Origin of the sequence: Lysobacter antibioticus, assembly GCF_000731095.1 — a bacterium.
GTDB classification, from domain to species: Bacteria; Pseudomonadota; Gammaproteobacteria; order Xanthomonadales; family Xanthomonadaceae; genus Lysobacter; species Lysobacter antibioticus_B.
Map to the genome: position 1 here is coordinate 1 of NZ_JMTZ01000053.1, position 21322 is coordinate 21322.

At 68.2% G+C, this 21322-nt stretch carries 21 protein-coding genes; 13 read left to right on the top strand and 8 right to left on the bottom strand.

The genetic code is table 11. The annotated features are described in order from the left end of the window. Positions 1-272: 272 nt before the first annotated feature. The 6 genes from EX88_RS0115845 to EX88_RS0115870 form a co-directional block, all read right to left on the bottom strand. Positions 273-1031 carry a DUF2058 domain-containing protein gene (locus EX88_RS0115845; protein WP_031372969.1) on the bottom strand — a complete coding sequence of 253 codons (759 nt, stop codon included), beginning with the start codon at positions 1029-1031 and terminating at the stop codon, positions 273-275. Positions 1032-1040: 9 nt separating this feature from the next. Continuing rightward, positions 1041-1274: a SlyX family protein gene (locus EX88_RS0115850; protein ID WP_031372970.1), complete on the bottom strand. Its 234-nt coding sequence runs from the start codon at positions 1272-1274 to the stop codon at positions 1041-1043. A gap of 27 nt (positions 1275-1301) precedes the next feature. Further along, complete coding sequence (locus EX88_RS0115855; protein ID WP_031372971.1) at positions 1302-2648, bottom strand: UDP-glucose dehydrogenase family protein; 1347 nt, start codon at positions 2646-2648, stop codon at positions 1302-1304. 82 nt (positions 2649-2730) lie between these two features. Then, the gene (locus EX88_RS0115860) at positions 2731-3570 is read right to left on the bottom strand and encodes an FKBP-type peptidyl-prolyl cis-trans isomerase (protein WP_152566305.1); all 840 of its coding nucleotides are present in this window, start codon (positions 3568-3570) and stop codon (positions 2731-2733) included. A gap of 122 nt (positions 3571-3692) precedes the next feature. Next, positions 3693-4637, bottom strand: a complete 945-nt coding sequence (locus EX88_RS0115865; protein WP_031372973.1) for an FKBP-type peptidyl-prolyl cis-trans isomerase — start codon at positions 4635-4637, stop codon at positions 3693-3695. 240 nt (positions 4638-4877) lie between these two features. Next, complete coding sequence (locus EX88_RS0115870) at positions 4878-5519, bottom strand: glutathione peroxidase (protein ID WP_051885183.1); 642 nt, start codon at positions 5517-5519, stop codon at positions 4878-4880. A 155-nt stretch (positions 5520-5674) separates the two neighbouring features. Here EX88_RS0115870 and EX88_RS0115875 point away from each other — a divergent pair, with 155 nt between their 5' ends. From EX88_RS0115875 to EX88_RS0115900, 6 genes are all read left to right on the top strand, one after another. Continuing rightward, positions 5675-6169 (top strand): hypothetical protein, encoded by a 495-nt coding sequence (locus EX88_RS0115875; RefSeq protein ID WP_031372975.1) that lies wholly within the window; start codon positions 5675-5677, stop codon positions 6167-6169. 3 nt (positions 6170-6172) lie between these two features. Then, positions 6173-6553 carry a GntR family transcriptional regulator gene (locus EX88_RS0115880; RefSeq protein WP_031372976.1) on the top strand — a complete coding sequence of 127 codons (381 nt, stop codon included), beginning with the start codon at positions 6173-6175 and terminating at the stop codon, positions 6551-6553. Continuing rightward, on the top strand, positions 6550-7434 hold the full coding sequence (locus tag EX88_RS0115885; protein ID WP_031372977.1) for an ABC transporter ATP-binding protein: 885 nt from the start codon (positions 6550-6552) through the stop codon (positions 7432-7434). Before EX88_RS0115880 ends, EX88_RS0115885 begins: the two co-directional genes overlap by 4 nt. Beyond that, the gene (locus tag EX88_RS0115890; protein WP_235186311.1) at positions 7431-8465 is read left to right on the top strand and encodes an ABC transporter permease; all 1035 of its coding nucleotides are present in this window, start codon (positions 7431-7433) and stop codon (positions 8463-8465) included. Before EX88_RS0115885 ends, EX88_RS0115890 begins: the two co-directional genes overlap by 4 nt. Positions 8466-8670: 205 nt before the next feature. Continuing rightward, on the top strand, positions 8671-9438 hold the full coding sequence (locus EX88_RS0115895; RefSeq protein WP_031372979.1) for a DUF4097 family beta strand repeat-containing protein: 768 nt from the start codon (positions 8671-8673) through the stop codon (positions 9436-9438). Between the two features lie 61 nt (positions 9439-9499). Beyond that, a complete protein-coding gene (locus tag EX88_RS0115900) occupies positions 9500-10039 on the top strand; it encodes a hypothetical protein (RefSeq protein WP_152566306.1) in 540 nt (179 codons plus the stop codon). A 301-nt stretch (positions 10040-10340) separates the two neighbouring features. Here EX88_RS0115900 and EX88_RS0115905 read toward each other — a convergent pair whose 3' ends face one another. Then, a complete protein-coding gene (locus EX88_RS0115905; protein ID WP_031372981.1) occupies positions 10341-10523 on the bottom strand; it encodes a hypothetical protein in 183 nt (60 codons plus the stop codon). A gap of 580 nt (positions 10524-11103) precedes the next feature. Continuing rightward, complete coding sequence (locus tag EX88_RS0115910; protein WP_081931082.1) at positions 11104-12588, bottom strand: class II fumarate hydratase; 1485 nt, start codon at positions 12586-12588, stop codon at positions 11104-11106. A 278-nt stretch (positions 12589-12866) separates the two neighbouring features. Here EX88_RS0115910 and purB point away from each other — a divergent pair, with 278 nt between their 5' ends. The 7 genes from purB (at position 12867) to EX88_RS0115945 (ending at position 21113) form a co-directional block, all read left to right on the top strand. Then, positions 12867-14243: an adenylosuccinate lyase gene (gene purB / locus EX88_RS0115915; RefSeq protein ID WP_031372983.1), complete on the top strand. Its 1377-nt coding sequence runs from the start codon at positions 12867-12869 to the stop codon at positions 14241-14243. Positions 14244-14796: 553 nt separating this feature from the next. Beyond that, positions 14797-15705 (top strand): subclass B3 metallo-beta-lactamase, encoded by a 909-nt coding sequence (gene bla, locus EX88_RS0115920; protein WP_081931080.1) that lies wholly within the window; start codon positions 14797-14799, stop codon positions 15703-15705. 108 nt (positions 15706-15813) lie between these two features. Beyond that, a complete protein-coding gene (locus EX88_RS0115925) occupies positions 15814-16218 on the top strand; it encodes a VOC family protein (protein WP_031372985.1) in 405 nt (134 codons plus the stop codon). A gap of 233 nt (positions 16219-16451) precedes the next feature. After that, positions 16452-17900, top strand: coding sequence for a hypothetical protein (locus EX88_RS0115930; RefSeq protein WP_031372986.1), 1449 nt, complete (start codon positions 16452-16454; stop codon positions 17898-17900). A gap of 207 nt (positions 17901-18107) precedes the next feature. Next, the gene (locus tag EX88_RS0115935; RefSeq protein WP_161786136.1) at positions 18108-18920 is read left to right on the top strand and encodes an ankyrin repeat domain-containing protein; all 813 of its coding nucleotides are present in this window, start codon (positions 18108-18110) and stop codon (positions 18918-18920) included. Between the two features lie 55 nt (positions 18921-18975). Further along, positions 18976-20214, top strand: coding sequence for a cupin domain-containing protein (locus EX88_RS0115940; protein ID WP_031372988.1), 1239 nt, complete (start codon positions 18976-18978; stop codon positions 20212-20214). Next, positions 20211-21113, top strand: coding sequence for a GNAT family N-acetyltransferase (locus tag EX88_RS0115945; protein ID WP_031372989.1), 903 nt, complete (start codon positions 20211-20213; stop codon positions 21111-21113). The genes EX88_RS0115940 and EX88_RS0115945 overlap by 4 nt, the downstream gene beginning before the upstream one ends. The last annotated feature ends 209 nt before the right edge of the window (positions 21114-21322 follow it).

Genomic DNA, 21322 nt, shown 5'->3' on the forward strand with positions numbered 1-21322 from the left:
GCTTTAGTGGCGGAAGCTTTTGGCGTTTGATCTAGATATTGATCTTGCTTGAGCGATGCGACGCGAGACCGAAACAACGCGGTCGCGGCTCGCGCCGCTCCTACCCCGGCGACGAATCACCGATTCGATCGACGACGAAGGCATTGCGGACTCTGCGCGTTCCGCGGTCGCGACTCACGTCGCTCCTACAGCAATTCACCGAAAGCCGCGCCTGCAGGAAAGCGGCGAAGCAAGACCGAAAGCATCGGCGGCGCGAAAAGCGCCGCCCACGATCACCAGACCAGGTCGTCCGGCACCTGATACAACGGATCGGCGTAAGGATCGTCCTCGGCCGGCGCATTCGGATCGACCTTCAGCGCGACCGCCGGCGCGAAGATCGCCTCGGCCTGCTCCAGCATCGCCGCGGTCACCAGCACATAGCGACCCTCGAGCTGGACCACACCGAGTTCGCCGGCGTTGAGCTGCTTGAGCTGCGCTTCGGTGACGTAGACGCGCTTGATCTTGCCGCCGTACGGGAAGTGACGGGCGATCTCGGCATCGGGCGCATTGAGCGCCTGGTCCTTGAGCGCTTCGGCGAGCTTGGCGCGGGCTTCGCGGCGCAGGCGCGCCTCTTCCTGCTTGGCCTGCTCGGCGGCGATGCGTTCGTCTTTCTCGCGCTGCGCGCGGATCGCATAGGCCTTGGCCAGATCGATGTCTTCGCGCGTACGCGGCTTGCCCTGCCCCGGTCGGCCCGAGCCCTGATTGGCGCCAGGGCGGCCCTGGCCGGGCTTGCCGGCGCCGGGACGCTGGCCCTGCGGCCGGTTGACGCTGGGGCGCTCGGAGCCGGGTTTGTCGGCGCCGGGCCGCTCACCGTGCGGTCGTGCACCGCGCTCGCCGGGTTTGCGCGCATCGTGACGCGCGGCGCCGGAACGCTCGCCGGGCTTGCCGCCGCGCTTGGGGTCGCCGCTGCGTTCGGAGCGTTCCGGACGTTCGGGTTTGGGAGCCGGCTTGAAGCCCAGGCCCAGCAGTTGATCGCGAAGAGTGTCGCTCATGATCCGGTATCAGTAATGCGGCGGGGGTGGTTCGCCGGCGGCGTCGCCGCCGGTGAGCGGCGTGGCCGCCATGGCACTGCGCAATTGCTTGATTTCATCGAGCGCGCGGTACATGAGCAGCGAATTGCGCGCTTCCTCGCTGCGTGCCGCGGCGAGTGCGTCGCTGAGTTCATTGAGCGCATGCTCCTGGAACGCTACGCGCGTTTCCAGATCGATCAGGCGTTGCTCGAGTTCGGAAGTCACAGGCGGTAATCCATGCGTGCCGACGGCTCAATCGCCGTCGATCAGGATCGAGCGCCCGCGCCCGATGCCGTAATAGGCCAGGTCGGCCGCCTCGACCTCGTCGGGATGGTACAGGTTGCGCCCGTCGAAGATCACACCGTCGGCCAAGGCCTGGCGCACGCGCACGAAATCCGGACTGCGGAACTGCTTCCACTCGGTCACCACGACCAGGGCGTCGGCATCGGCCAGCGCGGCGCGCGCCGAATCGCACAGCGCCAGGTCCTCGCGCTCGCCGAAGATGCGCTCGGCTTCTTCGTTGGCTTCCGGATCGTAGGCGCGCACGCGCGCACCGGCGTCCCACAACTGGTTCAGCAAGGTGCGGCTCGAGGCCTCGCGCATGTCGTCGGTGTTCGGCTTGAACGCCAGACCCCAGACCGCGAAGGTCTTGCCGGCGATGTTGCCGCCGTAGTGGCGCTGGATCAGCTCGAACAAATGGCCCTTCTGGCTGTCGTTGACCGCTTCCACCGCGTCGAGCAGGCGCGCCTGGTAGCCGTGCTGCTGGGCGGTGCGAGCCAGCGCCTGCACGTCCTTCGGAAAGCACGACCCGCCGTAGCCGGCACCGGGGTAGATGAAGTGCCAGCCGATGCGCGGGTCCGAACCGATGCCCTGGCGGACCATCTCGATGTCGGCGCCGACTTTCTCGGCGATGTTGGCGATTTCGTTCATGAAACTGATCTTGGTCGCCAGCATCGCATTGGCGGCGTACTTGGTCAGTTCGGCCGAGCGCAGGTCCATGTAGACGATGCGTTCGTGATTGCGATTGAACGGCGCGTACAGGCGCTTGAGTTTTTCCAGCGCGACCGGGCTGGAGGCGCCGATCACGATGCGGTCGGGACGCATGCAGTCGTTGACCGCATCGCCTTCCTTGAGGAATTCGGGGTTGGAGGCCACGTCGAAGGCGACGTCGACGCCGCGCGCCTGCAGTTCGCGGGCGATCGTCGCCTGAACCTTGTCGGCGGTGCCGACCGGCACAGTCGACTTGTTGACCACGACCACCTGGCGCTCGATATGGCGGCCGATCGTCGTCGCCACGGCGAGCACGTACTTGAGGTCGGCGCTGCCGTCCTCGTCGGGCGGCGTGCCGACGGCGATGAAGATCAGGTCGCCATGGGCGATCGCGCCGGCGGCGTCGGTGGTGAAGTGGAGACGGCCGGCGGCGTGGTTGGCCTTGACCATCGGCTCCAGGCCGGGCTCGTAGATCGGGATCACCCCGCGCTCGAGGCCTTCGATCTTGGCCTGGTCGATATCGACGCAGACCACGTCGTGACCGACATCGGCCAGGCAGGTTCCGGTGACCAGACCCACGTAGCCGGTGCCGAAGATGGTGACGCGCATGGGGTGTTCTCTATCGAAGGTATTGCCCGGCCCTGCGGCCGGACTCCGTGCCCGCACGCGCGGGCACGGAGCGGCGCAAGACTCAGTGCTGCGGGTGCGTGCCGCCCATCGCGGCCGATTCTGGGCCGCCGGCAGGACCGCCCGCGCCAGGCTTGACGATGTCGAGCAGTTCGACATCGAACACCAGGGTCGCGTTCGGGCCGATCGGGCCGCCCGGGGTGCCCTGCTCGCCGTAGCCGAGCTTGCTCGGGATCCACAGCTTGAACTTGCTGCCGACCGGCATCAGCGCGATGCCTTCCTGCCAGCCCGGGACCACCGCGCCGAGCGGGAACACCGCCGGTTCCTTGCGATCGTAGGAGCTGTCGAAGGTCTTGCCGTCGAGCATCGTGCCCTTGTAGTGCACGCGCACGGTGTCGCTGCTCTTGGGCTTGGCGCCCTTGCCTTCGGTCACCATCTGGTACTGCAGGCCCGACGCGGTGGTCACCACGCCCGGCTTCTTGCCGTTGGCGGCGAGGAACTTGTCGCCGTCTTCCTGGTTCTTCTTGGCCATCGCGACCATTTTCTCGATCTGCTTGGTGCGGACCTTTTCCTGCAGGCGCTCGCGGACCTGGCGCGCTTCCTCGTCGCTCAGCAGCGGCTTGTCGCCCTTCATGTTGGCCTGCATGGCCTTCTGCAGCACGGCCAGGTCGAGATCGTCCTTGAGCAGCTCGAGCGAGCGGCCCATGTCCATGCCGATCAGATAGCTTTCCTGTTCCTTCTCGGTCTTCATGCCGCCGAGCGCCTTGACGTCGCTCTTGGCATCGGCCTTGTCGCCGGGCTTGGCGTCGGCGGCCTTGTCGATGGCCGGCTTGCCGGTCTGGTCGCAGCCGGAGGCGAACAGCGCCATCGAGGCCACGGCGAACGCGAGGGCGGTGTTACGCATGAAAGGCTTCATCAAATGCACTCCTGAGGAGGAAATAACCGAAAACGAGGGTGGGAACCTGGCCGCCGGCTGGACAAACTGCCAGCCGGCGGCTGAACGCAACGAGTCTGGGCGACGAACGATCAGAGAATGTCGAGCAACTCGACTTCGAACTCGAGGGTCGCATTCGGGCCGATCTTCGGCGGCGCGCCCGACGGGCCATAGGCCAGTTCGGCCGGGATCCAGAACTTGAACTTGCTGCCGACCGGCATCATCGCCAGGCCTTCCTGCCAGCCCTGGATCACGCCGTTGACCGGGAACTCGGCCGGCTGCCCGCGATCGTAGGAGCTGTCGAAGGTGCTGCCGTCGAGCAAGGTGCCCTTGTAGTTCACGCTGACCTTGTCGGTCGGCTTGGGACGCTCACCGGAACCCTGGCGCAGCACCATGTACTGCAGGCCCGAGCCGGTCACGAACACGCCCTTGACCTTCTTGTTGGTCTCGAGGAAGTCCTTGCCCTTCTTCAGGTTGGCGTCGCCGGCCGCGGCCGCTTCGGCCTTCATCTTGGCCTGCAGGCGTTCGCTGAAACCGGTCAGCACGGTGCGGGCCTCGGCTTCGGCGAGCAGCGGCTTGCCGCCGCTCAGCGAGGTGCGCAGCGCCTGCACCAGCAGCGGCAGTTCGATTTCGGATTTGATCTGCTGCAGCGACGGGCCGACCATGAAGGTGCCGATCAACAGACCGACCTTGTCCTTGGCCACCGACGGCGGCGGTGCGCCCGGGGCGGCGCCCGGAACCGGCTTGCCGTCGCGCGAGGCGATGCGCGCGCGCAGGGCCTGGTCGACGGTGCGGGCTTCTTCCTGGGTGATCAGCGGCTTGCCGCCGTCGAAGACGTTCTTGACCGCGCGCTCGAAGGCGGCGGTGTCGAGATCGGGACCGACCGGCTTGAGCGAACTGGCCACATCCAGGCCAATGGCATAGCTGATCTTTTCACGGTCGTTGGCGAGCACGGTCTTGTCCTGGGCAGAGGCGACGCCGCTGAACAGCGCCGCAGTGGTGATCAACACGGCCGCGCCGCGCACGAAAGCCTTCATCGGGTCCCGCTCCTTTTTGCGAATCGATACGCCGCAGTCCGGCGCAAGCCCGTCATTGTCGCGGGCCGGCGCTACGGCGGCAATGTTCCAGTGTGACGGCGGACAAGCCCGGAAGTTCCATCCCGCCTCGGCTCGCGAGCGCAGGAAACCGGATCGCCTGCGCAGATCCGCGCGCGCAGCGCCCCATTCCGGCGCGATGCGACGCCGCGCCCGAGCGCCGCCGATGCCCGGCCTGGAGGATCAGCGGGCAACTGCCGGCTGCGGGGCGGCGGCGGTGGCCGGCGCTTTCGCGGCCTTCGGCCGCGGCGCCGTCAGGGCACGCTCGATCGCGGCGACCACGGCCGGATCGTCCGGGGTGGTCTTGCTGCCGTAGCTGGCGATCAGGCGGCCGTCGCGGCCGAGCAGATACTTGTGGAAGTTCCACTTCGGCGCTTCGCCGGCGGCCTTGGCCAAGTCCTTGTAGAGCGGCGTCGCCTGTTCGCCGATCACGTGCACCTTTTCGAACATCGGGAACTTGACCCCATAGGTCAGGGTGCAGAACTCCTGGATCTGCTTTTCGTCCTCGAATTCCTGGGCCTTGAAGTCGCCCGACGGGAAACCGAGCACGGCGAAGCCCTTGCCCTTGTACTTGGCCTGCAGGCCTTCCAGGGCCTCGAATTGCGGGGTGTAGCCGCACTTGCTGGCGGTGTTGACCACCAGCACCACGTCGCCGCCGTAGCGGGCGCCGAGGTTGACCGCGGTCTTGCCGGCCAGCGGGCGGAAGCTGCGATCGAGCATGGACCCACCGGCGGCGACGGCCGCGCCGGCGGCCAGCACCAGGGACAACAGGGCGACGGGGCCGGCGCAATGCGCCAGGCCTGAACGGGGGAGCGAAGAAGTCATCGGGCAGCCTCGGGAGGATCGATGGAGGGAAAGCCGGCGGAGCCGGACTGGCTGGGCCAAGTATGACTTTAGTTGGGTCGGTATCGATTGACGCGACGTGTTTAGGTGTTATAGTTGCATACAACACCGGCCCACTAACGAGCAGGACGTTCGATATGAACCGCAAGCTCCACAATTCCATTTCAGCCCTGATGGCCGCCGGCGGCGCCCTGGTTCTGGGCCTGGTAGTCGCCTTCCCCTCGCCCGCGCCGGTCGCGTCCGCCGCCCCGGAACTGGCCATGCTGGCCGGCGACGCGGTGGCGACCCGCCCGATCCAGGTCGAGCTGGGCCAGATCAAGGCGCAGATCAGCTTCGACCGCGACTTCGTGGCGCGCGCCCGCAGCCGCCAAACCGACGTCGCCACCATCGCGCGCCGCATCGAAGCCAGCGCCGACCGGCTCGGCCAGGATGCCAGCGCCGCCGAAGTCAGCCTGTTCGTCGCCGGCATCGCCAGCGAAGTCGCCGACCTCACCGCGATCGCCAACGCGGTCGAGCCCCTCGTTGCCGCGGAGCCGGCAAGCACCGAAACCAAACGCAAGGCCGGGACCGCCGCGCGCCGTAACCGACGGAACCTCGTTATGCCTTACTTCTCCTTCCTGCCGCGGGGCTGAACCATGACCGCAATCCAATGGAGCGACGGCGCTCCAATCTATCGCCAGCTCAAGGAGCGCGTCGTCGCGATGATGCTCGACGGCGTCCTCAAGCCAGGCGATGCCCTGCCGTCCGTGCGGCAGGTCGCCGCCGAATACCAACTCAACCCCATCACCGTCTCGCGCGCCTATCAGGAGTTGGCGGACGAGGCGCTGGTCGAAAAACGCCGAGGCCTGGGCATGTACGTGACCGAAGAAGCCGCAAGGAAACTGCTCGTCAACGAGCGCGAACGCTTCCTGCGCGAAGAATGGCCGCTGGTCCTGGAGCGCATCCAGCGCCTGGGCCTCAGCAACGAAGAACTGCTCGGTGCGCGCACCGGCAACGACAAGGCAGACGCACCATGACCAATGCCATCCACATCGACCCCGGTCATATCGTCACCGCGCGCGGCCTGCGCAAGGTCTACAAGAACAAGCTCGCGCTCGACAACGCCGCCTTCGACATCCCGGCCGGCCGCATCGTCGGCCTGATCGGCCCCAACGGCGCCGGCAAGACCACCGCGCTCAAGGCCATCCTGGGCCTGATCGCCTTCGACGGCGAGCTGTCGGTGCTCGGCCGCGACCCGCGCCACGAACGCGACGCGCTGATGCGCGACGTGTGCTTCATCGCCGACGTCGCGGTGCTGCCGCGCTGGCTGCGGGTGCGCGAAGCGATCGAGTTCGTCGCCGGCGTGCATCCGCGCTTCGACCGGGCCAAGTGCGAGCGTTTCCTGCACGGCACCCAGCTCAAGCCCAACCTGCGCGTGCGCGAAATGTCCAAGGGCATGATCGTGCAACTGCACCTGGCGCTGGTGATGGCCATCGACGCGCGCCTGCTGGTGCTCGACGAACCGACCCTCGGCCTGGACATCCTCTACCGCAAGCAGTTCTATCAGCGCCTGCTCGAGGATTATTTCGACGAGAACAAGACCATCCTGGTGACCACCCACCAGGTCGAGGAAATCGAACACATCCTCACCGACGTGATGTTCATCCGCGACGGCAAGGTCGTGCTCGACAGCCCGATGGAAGTGCTCGGCGAGCGCTTCATCGAAGTGCTGGTCAATACCGACTCCGCCGCCCAGGCGCGCGCACTGAAACCGCTGGACGAACGCTCGCTTCCGTTCGGCAAGACCGTGATGTTGTTCGACGGCGTTCCGGCCGAGCAGTTGGCCGGCTTCGGCGAAGTACGTACGCCCGGCCTGGCCGATCTGTTCGTCGCCACCATGAAGGGGACCTACGCATGAACGTCGCCGACGATATCCTCGCCGCCCCCGCCGCACCGCGCGCGGTCGCCGCGATCCCGCCGCTGCAGACCTTCAAGATGCTGTTGCGGCGCGAGTTCTGGGAACACCGCGGCGGCTTCTTCTGGGCCCCGGTGATCACCGGACTGGTCGCCATCGTGTTCTCGCTGTTCGGCGTGGTCGCCAGCTCGATCATGCTGCAGAGCGCGATCCGTCGCGGCGACGTGCACATGGACGGGGTCAACATCAACGTTTCCGGCCACGAGTCGGCGTTCGGCCTCGCCGGCGACATCGCCCTGCTCAGCGGCATGGGCCTGGCCTGCGTGGTGTTCGTGTTCGTGGTGTTCTTCTACGCCCTGGGCTCGATCTACGATGAACGCAAGGACCGCAGCATCCTGTTCTGGAAGTCGTTGCCGGTCTCCGACACCCAGGCGGTGCTGTCCAAGCTGTTGTGGGCGCTGGTGCTGGCCCCGGCGCTGGCGATCGGCATCGGCCTGGCGATCGGCGCGGTGATGTGGCTGCTGTCGTGGGTCGCGGTGCTGCTCAACGGCGTGCCCGGCGCGAGCGGGGTCTTCACCGAAGCGCATCCGCTGCGCCTGGTCCTGCAGATCCTGTGCTCGATTCCGGTGTACGCGCTGTGGGCCCTGCCGACGGTCGGCTGGCTGATGCTGTGCTCGGCGTGGGCGCGCAGCGTGCCCTTCGTCTGGGCGGTGGTGATCCCGCTGCTGGCCTGCATGTTCATCAGCTGGCTCGACATCCTGCCGGGGATCGAGATCCCGCACGACGCGATCTGGTACACGGTGGCGTTCCGCGGTCTGCTCAGCATCGTCCCCGGCAGTTGGTACCTGAGCCCGCAGATCAACGGCGTCGATACCAACAGCGTGATCAACGGCCCCGAGGACATCGCCCGTTCGATCGACTTCACCAGCAGCCTGCAGGCCTTCGCCACGGTCGACTTGTGGATCGGCGCGGTGCTCGGCGCGCTGATGGTCTATGCCGCGATCCGCCTGCGCCGCTGGCGCGACGAGGGCTGACCTCCGGCCTTCCGGTCCCGTCCGCGGACGGGACCGGAGCTCCACCGCAACGCCGGCTCGACCCAGTCCCGCCCACCAAGTACCGCTCAGCGAAAGCCGGCTCCGCGAGAACCCGCTCCGCGAAAGCCGGCTCCGCGAAAATAATTGCAACCCCGCTCGCCCGCGCCGCATCCATCGAACCGACCCTTCAACTCCGGAGCGCCCGATGCGCCATACGATCCCCCTGCTCGCCCTCGCCCTGTCGCTGCCGTTCGCCGCCCAGGCCGCCGAACGCTGCGAATTTTCCTCCCCGCGCAATCTGCAGCTCGACCTGACCGGGGTGAAGGCGGTGGTCTTCGACATCGGCCCGGACGAGCTCAGCGTCACCGGTTCGCCCGGCGCCAAGGCCGCGGTCAGCGGTCGCGCCTGCGCCACCAATGCGGCCGACCTGCCCGGCATGACCGTCACCCAGAAGCGGGTCGGCGACAAGCTGGTGGTCCTCGCCCAGCACCGCTCCAACATCAACTTCGGCCTCAACCGCTACAGCTACATGAAGCTGCAGGCGACCGTGCCGGACACGATGATGGTCCAGCTCAAGGTCGGCTCCGGCGACGTCGACGTCGACCGCGTCGCCTCGCTCAGTGCCGACGTCGGCTCGGGCGACATCAAGGTCAGCAACGTGCGCGGCCTGGCCACCGCCGACGTCGGTTCCGGCGACGTCGATTTCCAGGACATCGGTTCGCTGCAGCTGATCTCGCTCGGTTCCGGCGACCTCACCGCCAAGCGCATCGCCCGCGACGTCAAGCTCGGCTCGATCGGCTCGGGCGACGTCGAACTCAGCAACGTCGGCGGTTCGGTCGAATTGAGCCGCATCGGCTCGGGCGACCTGGAAGTCAACGGCGTGCGCGGCGACTTGCGCGTGCACTCGATCGGCAGCGGCTCGGTGGTCCACAACGGCGTCGCCGGCCGCGTCCACTTGCCGCAAGACGATTGATCGGGACGTTCGATCCGGCCCCTCGTCCAGGCCGACCCTAAACCGCCCAGGAAAGCCCGCCATGAAAGCCGTACGTTCGCTCTCGCTTCCCTTCGCCCTATTGATCGCCCTGTCGGCGAGCGCTTGCTCGCAGGCGCCCGATGCCAGCGTGAACGTTTCGGTGATCGCACCGATGAGCTTGGCCAACGATCGGGTGATCCTGCGCGGCAAGGACGGCGCCTATGCGGAAATCGGCGCCGACGGCACGCTGAGCCTCGACGGCAACGCGGTCGCCCTCAGCCCAGAGCAGCGGGCGATCAGCCAGCGCTATTTCGCTCACGCCATGAACATCAGCAAGGAAGGCGTCGCCATCGGCAAGGACGGCGCCGCCTTCGCCGGCAAGACCGTGAGCACGATCTTGAGCGGCCTGGCCAGCGGCAATCCGGATTCGATCGGCACGAAAGTCGAGGCCGACGCGGCGGTGTTCGAACAGCGCGCGCAGACCATGTGCGACCGGCTCGCCGACTTGCGTACTGCGCAGCAGGAGCTCACCGCAAGCCTGCCCGCGTTCGAGCCTTTCGCCGCGATCGAGGCCAGCTCGGTCGGCGACTGCCGCAGCTGAGCGCAAGCGCGGAACCGACCGCGGTCGCGACAGTTCGTCGCGACCGTGCGTTGTGAGGAGCAAACCTTCGACAACGGCATCCGCATCCTTGCGATGCGGACTTAGGCGACGCCGCCGCCTTTGGGGAGGAGCGGCGTCCTACTGGATTTCCTTCGGTCACAAGCCGCGACCACGCCGTCTCCGGCAGCGGCGTATCTGGCCGTAGGGCGATCAAGCAAAGCGTCCGCCCGCAAGAGACAGGCACGGCAAACGCCTTCCAGCCGTGCCGAAGCACGGCCGGATGGCGCCTAGGCAGCGTCGCTCAGTGCGCCTTGCGGACTTGGTCGACCGTGGCCTGGGCCGCGACAGCGACGGCCGGGGCGGCATGGCTGGCCAACAGATCGGACTTCAGCTCGTCGCCGATGGGCACGCTCTGCGGGTTGCAGCCGGCGCAGGCGAACAGGGACAGGACGACGGCGTACCGAAAGAATCGAATCGAATTCATGAGCGAAGCTCCACTTCTGGTTATGGCTGACCGGATCGGATCCGGGGGTCGGGGGAAACAGCTCGTCCGGCCACCGCTTGGCGACGGTCGGCCGGACGTTGGGACATGAACCGCTCGATATACACCTGGCGTTGCAGACCGATTACCGCTCAATAACCGGCTGCGCGACGGGTCGTCGGCAAGCGTGCGAAAACTGGAAAACGGCGGACGCACGGCCCCATGCCGCGGAGCGAAAGGGCGTCCGGCGGATGAGTCCGATGGGGGTTGGGTTCGACGCGACCTAGACCGGGCCGATGGCCCGGATGCCGGTTGTCGCTCGACCGCCCCTGCCGGTCTGTCCGACTGCCGCCGAGTATGTCCCGGCGACTGGATTGCTGCCTGTATGCGCAGCGAGGATAGCGAAACGGCCTAGTCGCGAAACCCCACTTCGGTCGCGAAATAAAATCCTCGAACAATTCGCTGACGGGCGCGATGTCCGGGCTACGTCCGTGAATGTGCCGTGAAATCCAAGCACTCGGGTATCCCGGCCGAAGCGCCGGGCAGCCCGGGGCTGCGGCCCCGGGCTGCCGATTCAGCCGCTTCAGCCGCCACCACCGCCGCCGCCGTGAATACCGCCGCGGGTCAGCGCGGCTGGGTCGAGCAGGCGCCGCAGCTGTTTTTCCGGCAGGCCGGTCGCGGCCATCGCCACCTCCAGCACCGGACGTCCTTCCTTGTAGGCCTGCTTGGCGATCGCCGCGGCCTTTTCGTAACCGATGATCGGGTTGAGCGCAGTGACCAGGATCGGGTTGCGGTCCAGGGCTTCGCGCACATGCGCCTGCCGCACCTTCAAGCCGGCGATGCTGCTGTCGGCGAGCAGGCGCATGGCGTTGCCGAGCAGGCGGATCGAATCGAGCAGGTCGTGGGCGATCAGCGGCAGCATCACATTGAGCTGGAAGTTGCCGCTCTGCCCGGCCACGGTAATGGCCGCGTGGTGGCCGATGACCTGGGCGCAGACCATCGCCAGGGCTTCGGGAATCACCGGATTGACCTTGCCCGGCATGATCGAGCTGCCCGGCTGCAGTGCCGGCAGTTCGATCTCGCCCAGGCCCGCGAGCGGCCCGGAGTTCATCCAGCGCAGGTCGTTGCCGATCTTCATCAACGCCACCGCCAGCGCATTGAGCTGCCCCGACAGCTCGACCGCGTCGTCCTGCGCCGCCAGGCCCTCGAACTTGTCGGCGGCCGACTCGAACTTGCTGCTGGTCGCGGCCGACAAGGCCTTGGCCATGGCCTTGCCGAAGCGCGGATCGGCATTGATGCCGGTGCCGATCGCGGTGCCGCCGATCGGCAAGCGGCGCAACCGTTTCAGGCTGTCCTCGATGCGCGCCTGCGCCGAGCTCAACTGCGCCGCCCAGGCACCGAATTCCTGGCCGAAGGTCAGCGGCATCGCATCCATCAGATGGGTGCGGCCGGTCTTGGTGACCTTGGCCAGTTCCTTGGCGCGCGCCTCGATGGTCTTGCGCAGGTGCTTGAGCGCCGGCAGCAAGGATTCGGTCACCGCCAGCTGCGCCGACACCCGGATCGCGGTCGGGATGACGTCGTTCGAACTCTGGCCGAGATTGACGTGGTCGTTGGGGTGGATCGCATGCTTGCCGGCACGCGTGGCCAGGGTCGCGATGACCTCGTTGGCGTTCATGTTGCTCGAAGTGCCCGAGCCGGTCTGGTAGACGTCGATCGGGAAGTGTGCGTCGTGGCGGCCTTCGGCGACTTCGGCCGCGGCGGCGCGGATCGCCGCCGCCGGCCCCTTGTCGAGCAGGCCGAAACCGGCATTGACCTCGGCCGCCGCGCCCTTGACCAGGGCCAGCGCGCGGATGAACTCGCGCGGCATCGGCACACCGGAGATCGGGAAGTTCTGCACCGCACGCTGGGTCTGCGCGCCCCACAGGGCTTCGGCGGGCACGCTGAGCTCGCCCATGCTGTCGTGTTCGAGGCGGAAGCCCGCAGCGGGCTTGCCCGTCGCGCCCTTGCCTTCGCGCTTGGGCGCGGTCTTGCTTGCGGTCTTGCTTTTGTTCTTGGCGAAAGTCGCCATGGCCAGCTCCATCGATTCAAGGGGGACGCGAGGCGCCGCTGCGTATCGCGGATGCTGCGAGGATACGCCCGGCGGATCATGGGAGCTGGCGCGTGCAGCGGCTGGCGGGCGCCATCATGGCGACGACCGCGGCGGGCGTCGAGAGCGCCGCCGCGAACCGCCAAATCCGGCTCTATCGGGGCGTCCTGTCGGGCGTCTCGGAGGCGGCATGGGGGCCCGGAGCGACCCGGGGCGGCGTGGCTGTAGAATGGCGGACTGTTTACTGCCCTGCGCGTGCCATGTCTGCCGACCCCAAGACCACCCTGCTCGCCCTGTCCCCGCTCGATGGCCGCTATGCCGGCAAGGTCGACGCGCTGCGGCCGATCTTTTCCGAGTTCGGCCTGATCAAGGCCCGCGTCAAGGTCGAGGTGGAATGGCTGCTGGCGCTGGCGAACGAGCCCGGCATCGTCGAACTCAAGCCGTTCTCGGAAGCCGCCGCCGCCCGCCTGCGCAAGCTCGCCGACGAGCTGTCGATCGAAGACGCGGCACGCGTCAAGGAGATCGAGCGCACCACCAACCACGACGTCAAGGCGGTCGAGTACCTGATCAAGGAACGCCTCAAGGACGACGCCGAGCTCGGCCCGGCCCTGGAATTCGTGCACTTCGCCTGCACCAGCGAGGACATCAACAACCTCAGCTACGCGCTGATGCTCAACGAGGCCCGCCAGCACGTGCTGCTGCCGCGCCTGGACGAGCTGATCCAGAAGCTGCGCAGCATGGCGCACGACTACGCCGCCCTGCCGATGCTGTCGCGCACCCACGGCCAGACTGCCTCGCCGACCACGGTCGGCAAGGAAATCGCCAACGTGGTCGCGCGCCTGCAGCGCCAGGGCGAGACCCTGGCCGGCGCGCAGATGCCGGGCAAGATCAACGGCGCGGTCGGCAACTACAACGCCCACGTCTCGGCCTATCCGGACATCGACTGGCCGGCCTTCGCCCAGCGCTTCGTCGCCTCGCTGGGCCTGGACTGGCAGCCCTACACCACCCAGATCGAACCGCACGACGGCATCGCCGAAGTCTGCGACGCGCAGCGCCGCATCGACACGGTCTGCATCGACCTGTGCCGCGACGTCTGGGGCTATATCTCGCTGGGTTACTTCAAGCAGTCGGTCAAGGCCGGCGAAGTCGGCAGCTCGACCATGCCGCACAAGGTCAATCCGATCGACTTCGAGAACGCCGAAGGCAACTTCGGCATCGCCAACGCCCTGTTCGAGCATTTCGCCGCCAAGCTGCCGATCAGCCGCTGGCAGCGCGACCTGACCGACTCGACCGTGCTGCGCGCGCTCGGCACCGCCTTTGGCCACGCCCTGATCGGCCTGGACGCGCTACTGCGCGGCCTGGGCAAGCTCAGCGCCAACCCCGAACGCCTCGCCGCCGACCTCGATGCGTCCTGGGAAGTGTTGGCCGAAGCCGTGCAGACGGTGATGCGCCGTCACGGGCTGCCGAATCCTTACGAGCAACTCAAGGCCCTGACCCGCGGCCACGGCATCAACGAAGCCTCGATGCGCGAGTTCATCGCCTCGCTGGAGCTTCCGGCCGAGGACAAACAGCGCCTGTTGGCGATGACCCCGGGCAGCTACACCGGCCTGGCCGAGAAGCTCGCGCGCGAGATCTGATGCGCTGACGGCGGCGCGATCGCGGATGCCGCTGTGGGTAGGAGCGGCGCAAGCCGCGACTGCGCGATTTCAGATTGCGTCGCCGCAATCATGCGGCGACGCGGTCGCGACTCGCGTCGCTCCTACTCCAAAGCTGCGCCGCGGCTCTTGTAGGAGCGGCGTCAGCCGCGACCGCGGGATTGCATGTGCCGGCGCGGCGATCATGGAGCGACGCGGTCGCGACTTGCGTCGCTCCTACTCCAAAGCTGCGCCGCTGCCGTTGTAGGAGCGGCGTGAGCCGCGACTGCGGGATTGCATGTACCGGCGCGGCGATCATGGAGCGACGCGGTCGCGACTCACGTCGCTCCTACTCCAAAGCCGCGCCGCTGCTGTTGTAGGAGCGGCGCGAGCCGCGACTGCGGGATTGCATGTGCCGGCGTGGCCATCAGGAAGCGACGCGGTCGCGACTGACATCGCTCCTACAGGAAGGCCGTCGCAATCGACGTCGCGCGGTTCCACTGCACGACGCGATCGAACATAGTGAGCGCCCCTTTGCTTCCGTTCGGATCCGCCGATGTTTTTGCGTGACGGCCTGCTGGCCGCTTCTCTGATCTGCGTCTTGGCCTCCTGCGCGTCGACACCCGCGCCCAACGCCACCGGTGCCGCCGCCGCGCCGTGCGCGGCCGATCCCGACTGGCACCAGCCTACCCAGCCGCGCCGTATCCACGGCAATACCTGGTACGTCGGCACCTGCGGGCTCAGCGCAGTCTTGATCACCTCCGACCAGGGCCATGTGCTGGTCGACGGCGCCACCGAGAAAGCCGCGCCGCAGATCGAAGCCAATATCCGCAAGCTCGGTTTCGACCCGCGCCAGGTCCGCTATCTGCTCAATTCGCACGAACACAACGACCATGCCGGCGGCCTCGCCCACCTGCAGCGCGTCACCGGCGCGACCGTGGTCGCGCGCGCGCCGGCCATCGCCGCGCTGGAAACCGGCAAGAGCAATCGCGGCGATCCGCAGTTCCTGAGCGTGTCGCCGTTCCCGCCGGTGACCGCGGTGCGCGCCATCGGCGACGGCGACACCCTCAGCCTCGGCCCGATCATGCTGACCGCGCACGCCACCCCCGGCCACACGCCCGGCGGCACCAGTTGGAGCTGGCGCGCCTGCGACGAGGCCGGCGAGTGCCGCAGCATCGCCTACGCCGACAGCCTCACCCCGATCAGCGACGATGTTTACCGCTACAGCGACGAAACCGCGCACCCCGGCGTGGTCGCCGCGTTCCGCCGCAGCATCGAGACCGTTGCCGCGCTGCCCTGCGACATCCTGGTGACCCCGCATCCCAATGCCAGCAACCTGCTCGCGCGACTGGACGCGTCCGAAACCACGCCGTCGGGCACTTCCAACGATTGCCGCGCCTACGCCGCGACCGGCGCCGGCAAGCTCGAAGAACGCCTGGCCAAGGAACGCGCATCGGCGCCTTGAACCCGGGCCTGCTTGCGGGCCACGCCGGCAACGGCATGGCCCGCATCGCCACGCGGCCTTAGCGCGGGAGCGCGCAAGATCGATGGCTATCGCCCGCGGAGCCGCCCGATGAAACAACTGATCAACATCGACGTACCGCACCTCGACGAGGCCACCGCGTTCTACACCGAAGCCTTCGGTCTGCGGGTCGGCCGCCGCTTCGGCGACCAAGTGGTCGAGTTGCTCGGCGGCGAAGCGCCGATCTATCTGCTGCTCAAGACCGAAGGCAGCCAGGCCGCGGGCCATGACGTGCGGGTGTATTCGCGCCACTGGACGCCGGTGCATTGCGACGTGGTCGTCGACGACGCCGAAGCCGCATTGGCCCGTGCGGTCGCCGCCGGGGCCATCCAGGAAGACCGCATCCGCAGCACCCGTTGGGGCCGCATCGTGCAGATCGCCGATCCGTTCGGCCACGGCTGGTGCCTGCTGCAGTTCGTCGGCCGCGGTTACGACGAGATCGCGGACCCGACCTGAGTCGCGACGCCCCCAGGGCCAACTCCGAACCTGCGATCGGTTGGCCCCGGGGCGAACCGTAGGTCCAAGTCGGGTCCCCCAGGGCGGACGGCAGCCCTAATCCGGGTCCCCGGGCGAACGGCAGCCCTAAATCCGGGTCCCCGGGCGGACCCTAGGCTAGGGTCCGCCCGGATGGCGGAGCGGCGCAGCTTGTGGCGAGATTCGTGGCAGCCGTCACAGCCCGGATTACGGTCATGTCCTTCGTCACCGATTTCGTCCAAAGCGTCTCCCGTGTCGTCGAACACGTCCTGCAGCAGGAACCGCCGCCTCCGCCGCCGGCGCAGACTCCCGAGCAGATCGAAGCGCGGGTCAATGCCGCGACCTCGAACCCGGAGCAACGCGAGCTGCTGACCCAGGGCTATACCCAGGCGCAGCAGGATCGGGACGGCGCGCTGTGGCAGCAGACCGAAGCGCTGGAAACGCTGTACCACGACCGTGAAGTGCTGGCCCTGAGCCGCTCGCTCGGCGCCGACGACGAAGTGCCCGCAGGCTGGCATCGCGCCAGCGAGGCCGAGTTGGAGCTGTACGGGCTGACCCCGCAGCAACTGCATCCCGAAGGCTCCGGCTTCAATGCCGAGCTGTTCATCCCCGACCCCGCGGTGTTCGGCCCGGATGCCGCGCCGGTGCTGCAGTTCGAAGGCACCGACTTCGCCGACCTGGAGGACGTCAACGCCGACGTCGCCCAGGCGCTCGGCAACGACGAGGCCTATTACAACCAGGCCATCGACATCGCCAGCTCGGTCGCCGAACACGGCGGCGACAACGTGATCTTCAGCGGCCACTCGCTCGGCGGCGGTCTCGCCACCGCCGCGGCGCTGGTCACCGGCAACCGGGGCATCGTCTCCAACCCGGCCGGGGTGAATCCGGCCACGGTCGAAGCGGCGTTGGCCGAGCGCGGCCTCAGCTTCGAGCAGGCCGACGGCAACATCACCACGTATGCCGTCGACGGCGACCTGCTGACCGAATTGCAGGCCGCGACCTCGGGCTTGTCCGACGACAACGCCGCCGGCTTCGCCGCCATTCTCAACGGCGTCGGCCTGGCCGCGAACCGCCTGCAGGACGATGTGGTGTTGCCGACCAACGCCACCGCCGACAGCGTGTTGAAGCTGCCCGATGCGGTCGGCCGCCGCGTCACCCTCGACGCCACCGACGACAACGGCGAAGCGCGCCCCGAGATCGTCTCGCTCGGCGACACCATCGACGGCATCAACGCCGCGTCCGACCAGTTGCCGATCGGCGAACTCGGCGACATCGCCGAGACCGTAGGCGACGGCGGCGGCCTGTTCGGCGACATCGTCGGCGGCTTCACCGACCTGGTCGACAGCGGCACCGAATTCATCGACGAGCATCTGCCCGGCCCGGCCGGTGCGATCCTCGGCGCGTTCGGCGACGGCGTGGAGACTCTTGGCGACGGCATCGAATCGCTCGGCGACCTGGTCGAGCAAGGCGGCGATCTCGCCGCCGACGCGACCGACGCCATCGAGACCGGCGTGGCCACCGCGATCGAGGCCGGGCTGGAGCCCGATACCATCCCCAGCGTGCTGGAAATGGTCGACCGGCATAGCTTCGGCGTGTTCGACGACTCCATGGCCAGCCACATCGACAGCGAGGAAGCGGCCTTGCGCGAACAGCTCGACGCTTGAACCCGGGCCGATGAGCCTTGCCGAGCCGGGCTCACGCCGGAGGATCGCCACAATGGCCATACTGCCGACATGACCCGCGCGCCCTTCCCCGAAGGCGGTTCGCGCCTTCACTGGGCGCCTTCGGTCCTGTTGGCGCTGTGCGCCTGCAGCGACTCCGCACCGATGCCCGCCGTCGCATCCACACCTTCTGCCGAGCCCGTCGTCGCCATGGCCCCCAACTTGCAGATCGAGCAACATTTCAACGGTCCCGAACTCGAACTCGCGCAGGCGGCCGCCGCCGGCCGCGGCGACGAGGTGCAGCGGCTGGTCAAGCAAGCCCATGCCGACGCCAATGCGGTATCCCCGGGCGGCCTGCCGCTGTTGGCCTGGCCGGTGCTGCACGGCAACGCCGCCGGCGTCGCCGCCCTGATCGAGGCCGGCGCCGACCCCAACCGCGCCGTGCCCGCCGTCGGCACGGTCATGGTGTGGGCGGCCAAAGCCGAATCGCCGGAGGTGTTGCGCGCCTTCCTCGAACGCGGCGGCCGCGCCGACGCCAGCGATCTTGACCGGCAACCTCTGACCCGGATCGCCGCCCTCGCCGGGCAGTGGGACAACGTCAAGCTGCTGATCGAGCACGGCGCCGACATCGATGCCCCGGCCCACGGCGACAGCGGCGACACCTTGCTGACGTATTACTCGCGTGGCCAGTTCGACAAGACCCTTTGGCTGCTCGAACGCGGCGCCGACCCCACTCACCGCCTCGAAAGCGCGGCCAAGCCCGAGCGCATCGGCGCCCAGACCGTGGTCGAGAACGTCTACTGGTGGCCGGTCGACGGCGGCAAATTCCCGCAGCTCGCGCAATGGCAGCAGCGCTGCCAGCAACTGCTCGCCGCACGCGGCCTGACCCTGCCGCGCGAGCCGGCGCATCTGCAGCGCCTGCGCCTGGCCCAAGGCGCGGGCGACGCCGCGTCCGTCGTCGATCTGAAAGCCGACATCGAGCACCGGGAAAGCGAATTGAAAGACGCGTCGACGCCGCGCTGACTTCGGCCGGCGCGACGACGCCAAGCGCGACGCCCCTGGCGTAGACTTCGCGCCCATGAAATCGCCTCTCATCGAAGTCGACGCCGCTCGACGCCCGCCGCTCGGCATGCCACCGGCCGTGTTCCTGCGCGACTACTGGCAGAAACGCCCGCTGCTGATCCGCAACGCCTTTCCCGGCCTGCAATCGCCGATCCAACCCGAAGACCTGGCCGGCCTGGCCTGCGAAGAAGGCGTGCTGGCGCGGCTGATCCAGCACGATCGCGCGAGCGATCGTTATTCGCTGCGGCATGGGCCGTTCGAGGAGTCCGAATTCCCCGGCATGCCGCACCAGGACTGGACGCTGTTGGTCCAGGACGTCGACAAGTGGGACGCCGACGTCGCCGCGCTGCTGCCGGCCTTCGATTTCCTGCCGCGCTGGCGCATCGACGACATCATGGTCTCGTTCGCCGCGCCCGGCGGCTCGGTCGGCGCCCATGTCGACCAGTACGACGTGTTCCTGCTGCAGGCCCAGGGCCATCGGCGCTGGCAGATCGACGCCCGCCCCGGCGCGCCGCAGGATTTCCGCCCGGACGCCGAGCTGAAGCTGCTGCGCGAGTTCGAGCCGAGCCACGACTGGGTGCTCGGCCCCGGCGACATGCTGTACCTGCCGCCCGGTGTGCCGCACCACGGCGTCGCCGAGGATGCCTGCCTGACCTTCTCGGTCGGCATGCGCGCGCCGTCGGCGGCCGAGCTGATGGGCGACTTCATCGACACCCTGGCCGCCGAAGCCGACGAGAGCCTGCGCTACCACGACCCCGACCTGAGCCCGCCGGCCGATCCCAACGAGATCGACGCCGCGGCGATGGGCCGGGTGGTCGAGGCCTTGAACGTCTTGCGCATGAACGACCCCGACCGCCTCGGCGACTGGTTCGGCCGCTTCATCACCGTCTACCGCGCCGCCGGCGAAGTCTCGTCCGGCCATGAAGACCCGCGCTCTCGCATCGAGATCGAATGGGACCTCGAGCGCGGCGCCAGCCTGTGGCGCCACCCGTGGTCGCGCATGGCCTGGCGCAAGGCCCATGCGCAGCCGGCCAGACAGACCAAGGCGCAGGGCGCGCTGGCCCGGCTCTACGTCAGCGGCCAGGAATTCGCCCTGCCCGCCGGCGACGCCCAGGCCATCTCGGCCGCCGCCGAAATCGACGCCGCCGTGTATTCGGCGCTGTCCGAAGCCGGCCGCGATTGCGTCCAGGAACTCATCGCCACCGGCCATTACCGCCTCGGCCTCGACGACGAGGACGGCGGAGAAGAGGAATGAGCACCGGGTTCCGGGTCGTCGCCGTCGCCGACTACGCCGCTGCCCTGGCGGCGCTGCGCTCGGTCCGCGAGGCGGTGTTCGTGCAGGAACAACAGGTCCCGGCCGAGATCGAACTCGACCCGCACGACCCGTTGTGCCAGCACGTGCTGGCCCTGGATGCCGAAGAACGCCCGATCGGCACCGGCCGGCTAACCCCGGACGGGCGCATCGGCCGCATGGCCGTGCTCGCCGGCTGGCGCGGCCGCGGCGTCGGCGAGGCCCTGCTCGATGCCCTGATCGAACGCGCCCGCCAACTCGGCTGGCGCGAGCTGTCCCTGCACGCCCAGGCCTCGGCGATCGGTTTCTATGCCCGCCGCGGCTTCCTGCCGTTCGGCGAGCGCTTCGTCGAGGCCGGCATCGACCACCAGTCGATGCGCCTGTTGCTCGACGCCGCCAACCCGGTCGAAACCCGCGCTGCCGCCCTCGCCGCCCTGGCCGGAGTCGTCGCCAACGCCCGCCGCGGCCTGTCGATCTACAGCCGCGACCTCGACCCGGGCCTGCTCGACCGGCCCGAGGTGGTCGCCGCGCTGCGCCGGCTCGCCACCTCCGGCGGCGCAATCCGGGTGTTGCTGCACGACCCGGGCGCGCCGCAACGCGCGCTCGCCCCCTTGATCGGGCTGAGCCAGCGCCTGTCGAGCGTGTTCGAGTTCCGCGCCATCGAAGAGCCGGTCGACCTGAAATACCCTTCGGCCTATGTGGTCAACGACCGCGACGGCTGGTACTACCGCCCGCTCGGCCACCGCTACGACGGCGAGACCCGGCTCGACGGCGGCGCACGCGCACGCCAGCTGCGCGCGCATTTCGACCCGGTCTGGGAGCGCGCCCGCCCCTGCAGCGAGTACCGCGCGCTCGGAATCTGAGGCTCGGGTAAACCGCCTTCGGCCACGCTCGGCGCCGCCCCGCGGCCCGCTTGCGACCGGCCTTCTTGCGCCCAAGCGGCATTGCCGGAACGGTCCGTATCCGCTCCGGCATCGGATATCGAACAAAATCGGCCGCTTAGACATAAGTAGTTATGCCGCTGGCCTTAACACTACCGCTATAATTCCGGGCCTTGTCCGCGCGCCCCTGG

Bases quoted from the DNA above. Each gene is read 5' to 3' on its own strand.
- EX88_RS0115845 (WP_031372969.1), bottom strand. From the start codon at position 1,031: ATGAGCGACACTCTTCGCGATCAACTGCTGGGCCTGGGCTTCAAGCCG.
- EX88_RS0115855 (WP_031372971.1), bottom strand. From the start codon at position 2,648: ATGCGCGTCACCATCTTCGGCACCGGCTACGTGGGTCTGGTCACCGGA.
- EX88_RS0115860 (WP_152566305.1), bottom strand. From the start codon at position 3,570: ATGCGTAACACCGCCCTCGCGTTCGCCGTGGCCTCGATGGCGCTGTTC.
- EX88_RS0115865 (WP_031372973.1), bottom strand. From the start codon at position 4,637: ATGAAGGCTTTCGTGCGCGGCGCGGCCGTGTTGATCACCACTGCGGCG.
- EX88_RS0115870 (WP_051885183.1), bottom strand. From the start codon at position 5,519: ATGACTTCTTCGCTCCCCCGTTCAGGCCTGGCGCATTGCGCCGGCCCC.
- EX88_RS0115875 (WP_031372975.1), top strand. From the start codon at position 5,675: ATGAACCGCAAGCTCCACAATTCCATTTCAGCCCTGATGGCCGCCGGC.
- EX88_RS0115880 (WP_031372976.1), top strand. From the start codon at position 6,173: ATGACCGCAATCCAATGGAGCGACGGCGCTCCAATCTATCGCCAGCTC.
- EX88_RS0115885 (WP_031372977.1), top strand. From the start codon at position 6,550: ATGACCAATGCCATCCACATCGACCCCGGTCATATCGTCACCGCGCGC.
- EX88_RS0115890 (WP_235186311.1), top strand. From the start codon at position 7,431: ATGAACGTCGCCGACGATATCCTCGCCGCCCCCGCCGCACCGCGCGCG.
- EX88_RS0115895 (WP_031372979.1), top strand. From the start codon at position 8,671: ATGCGCCATACGATCCCCCTGCTCGCCCTCGCCCTGTCGCTGCCGTTC.
- EX88_RS0115900 (WP_152566306.1), top strand. From the start codon at position 9,500: ATGAAAGCCGTACGTTCGCTCTCGCTTCCCTTCGCCCTATTGATCGCC.
- EX88_RS0115905 (WP_031372981.1), bottom strand. From the start codon at position 10,523: ATGAATTCGATTCGATTCTTTCGGTACGCCGTCGTCCTGTCCCTGTTC.
- EX88_RS0115910 (WP_081931082.1), bottom strand. From the start codon at position 12,588: ATGGCGACTTTCGCCAAGAACAAAAGCAAGACCGCAAGCAAGACCGCG.
- purB (WP_031372983.1), top strand. From the start codon at position 12,867: ATGTCTGCCGACCCCAAGACCACCCTGCTCGCCCTGTCCCCGCTCGAT.
- bla (WP_081931080.1), top strand. From the start codon at position 14,797: ATGTTTTTGCGTGACGGCCTGCTGGCCGCTTCTCTGATCTGCGTCTTG.
- EX88_RS0115925 (WP_031372985.1), top strand. From the start codon at position 15,814: ATGAAACAACTGATCAACATCGACGTACCGCACCTCGACGAGGCCACC.
- EX88_RS0115930 (WP_031372986.1), top strand. From the start codon at position 16,452: ATGTCCTTCGTCACCGATTTCGTCCAAAGCGTCTCCCGTGTCGTCGAA.
- EX88_RS0115935 (WP_161786136.1), top strand. From the start codon at position 18,108: ATGGCCCCCAACTTGCAGATCGAGCAACATTTCAACGGTCCCGAACTC.
- EX88_RS0115940 (WP_031372988.1), top strand. From the start codon at position 18,976: ATGAAATCGCCTCTCATCGAAGTCGACGCCGCTCGACGCCCGCCGCTC.
- EX88_RS0115945 (WP_031372989.1), top strand. From the start codon at position 20,211: ATGAGCACCGGGTTCCGGGTCGTCGCCGTCGCCGACTACGCCGCTGCC.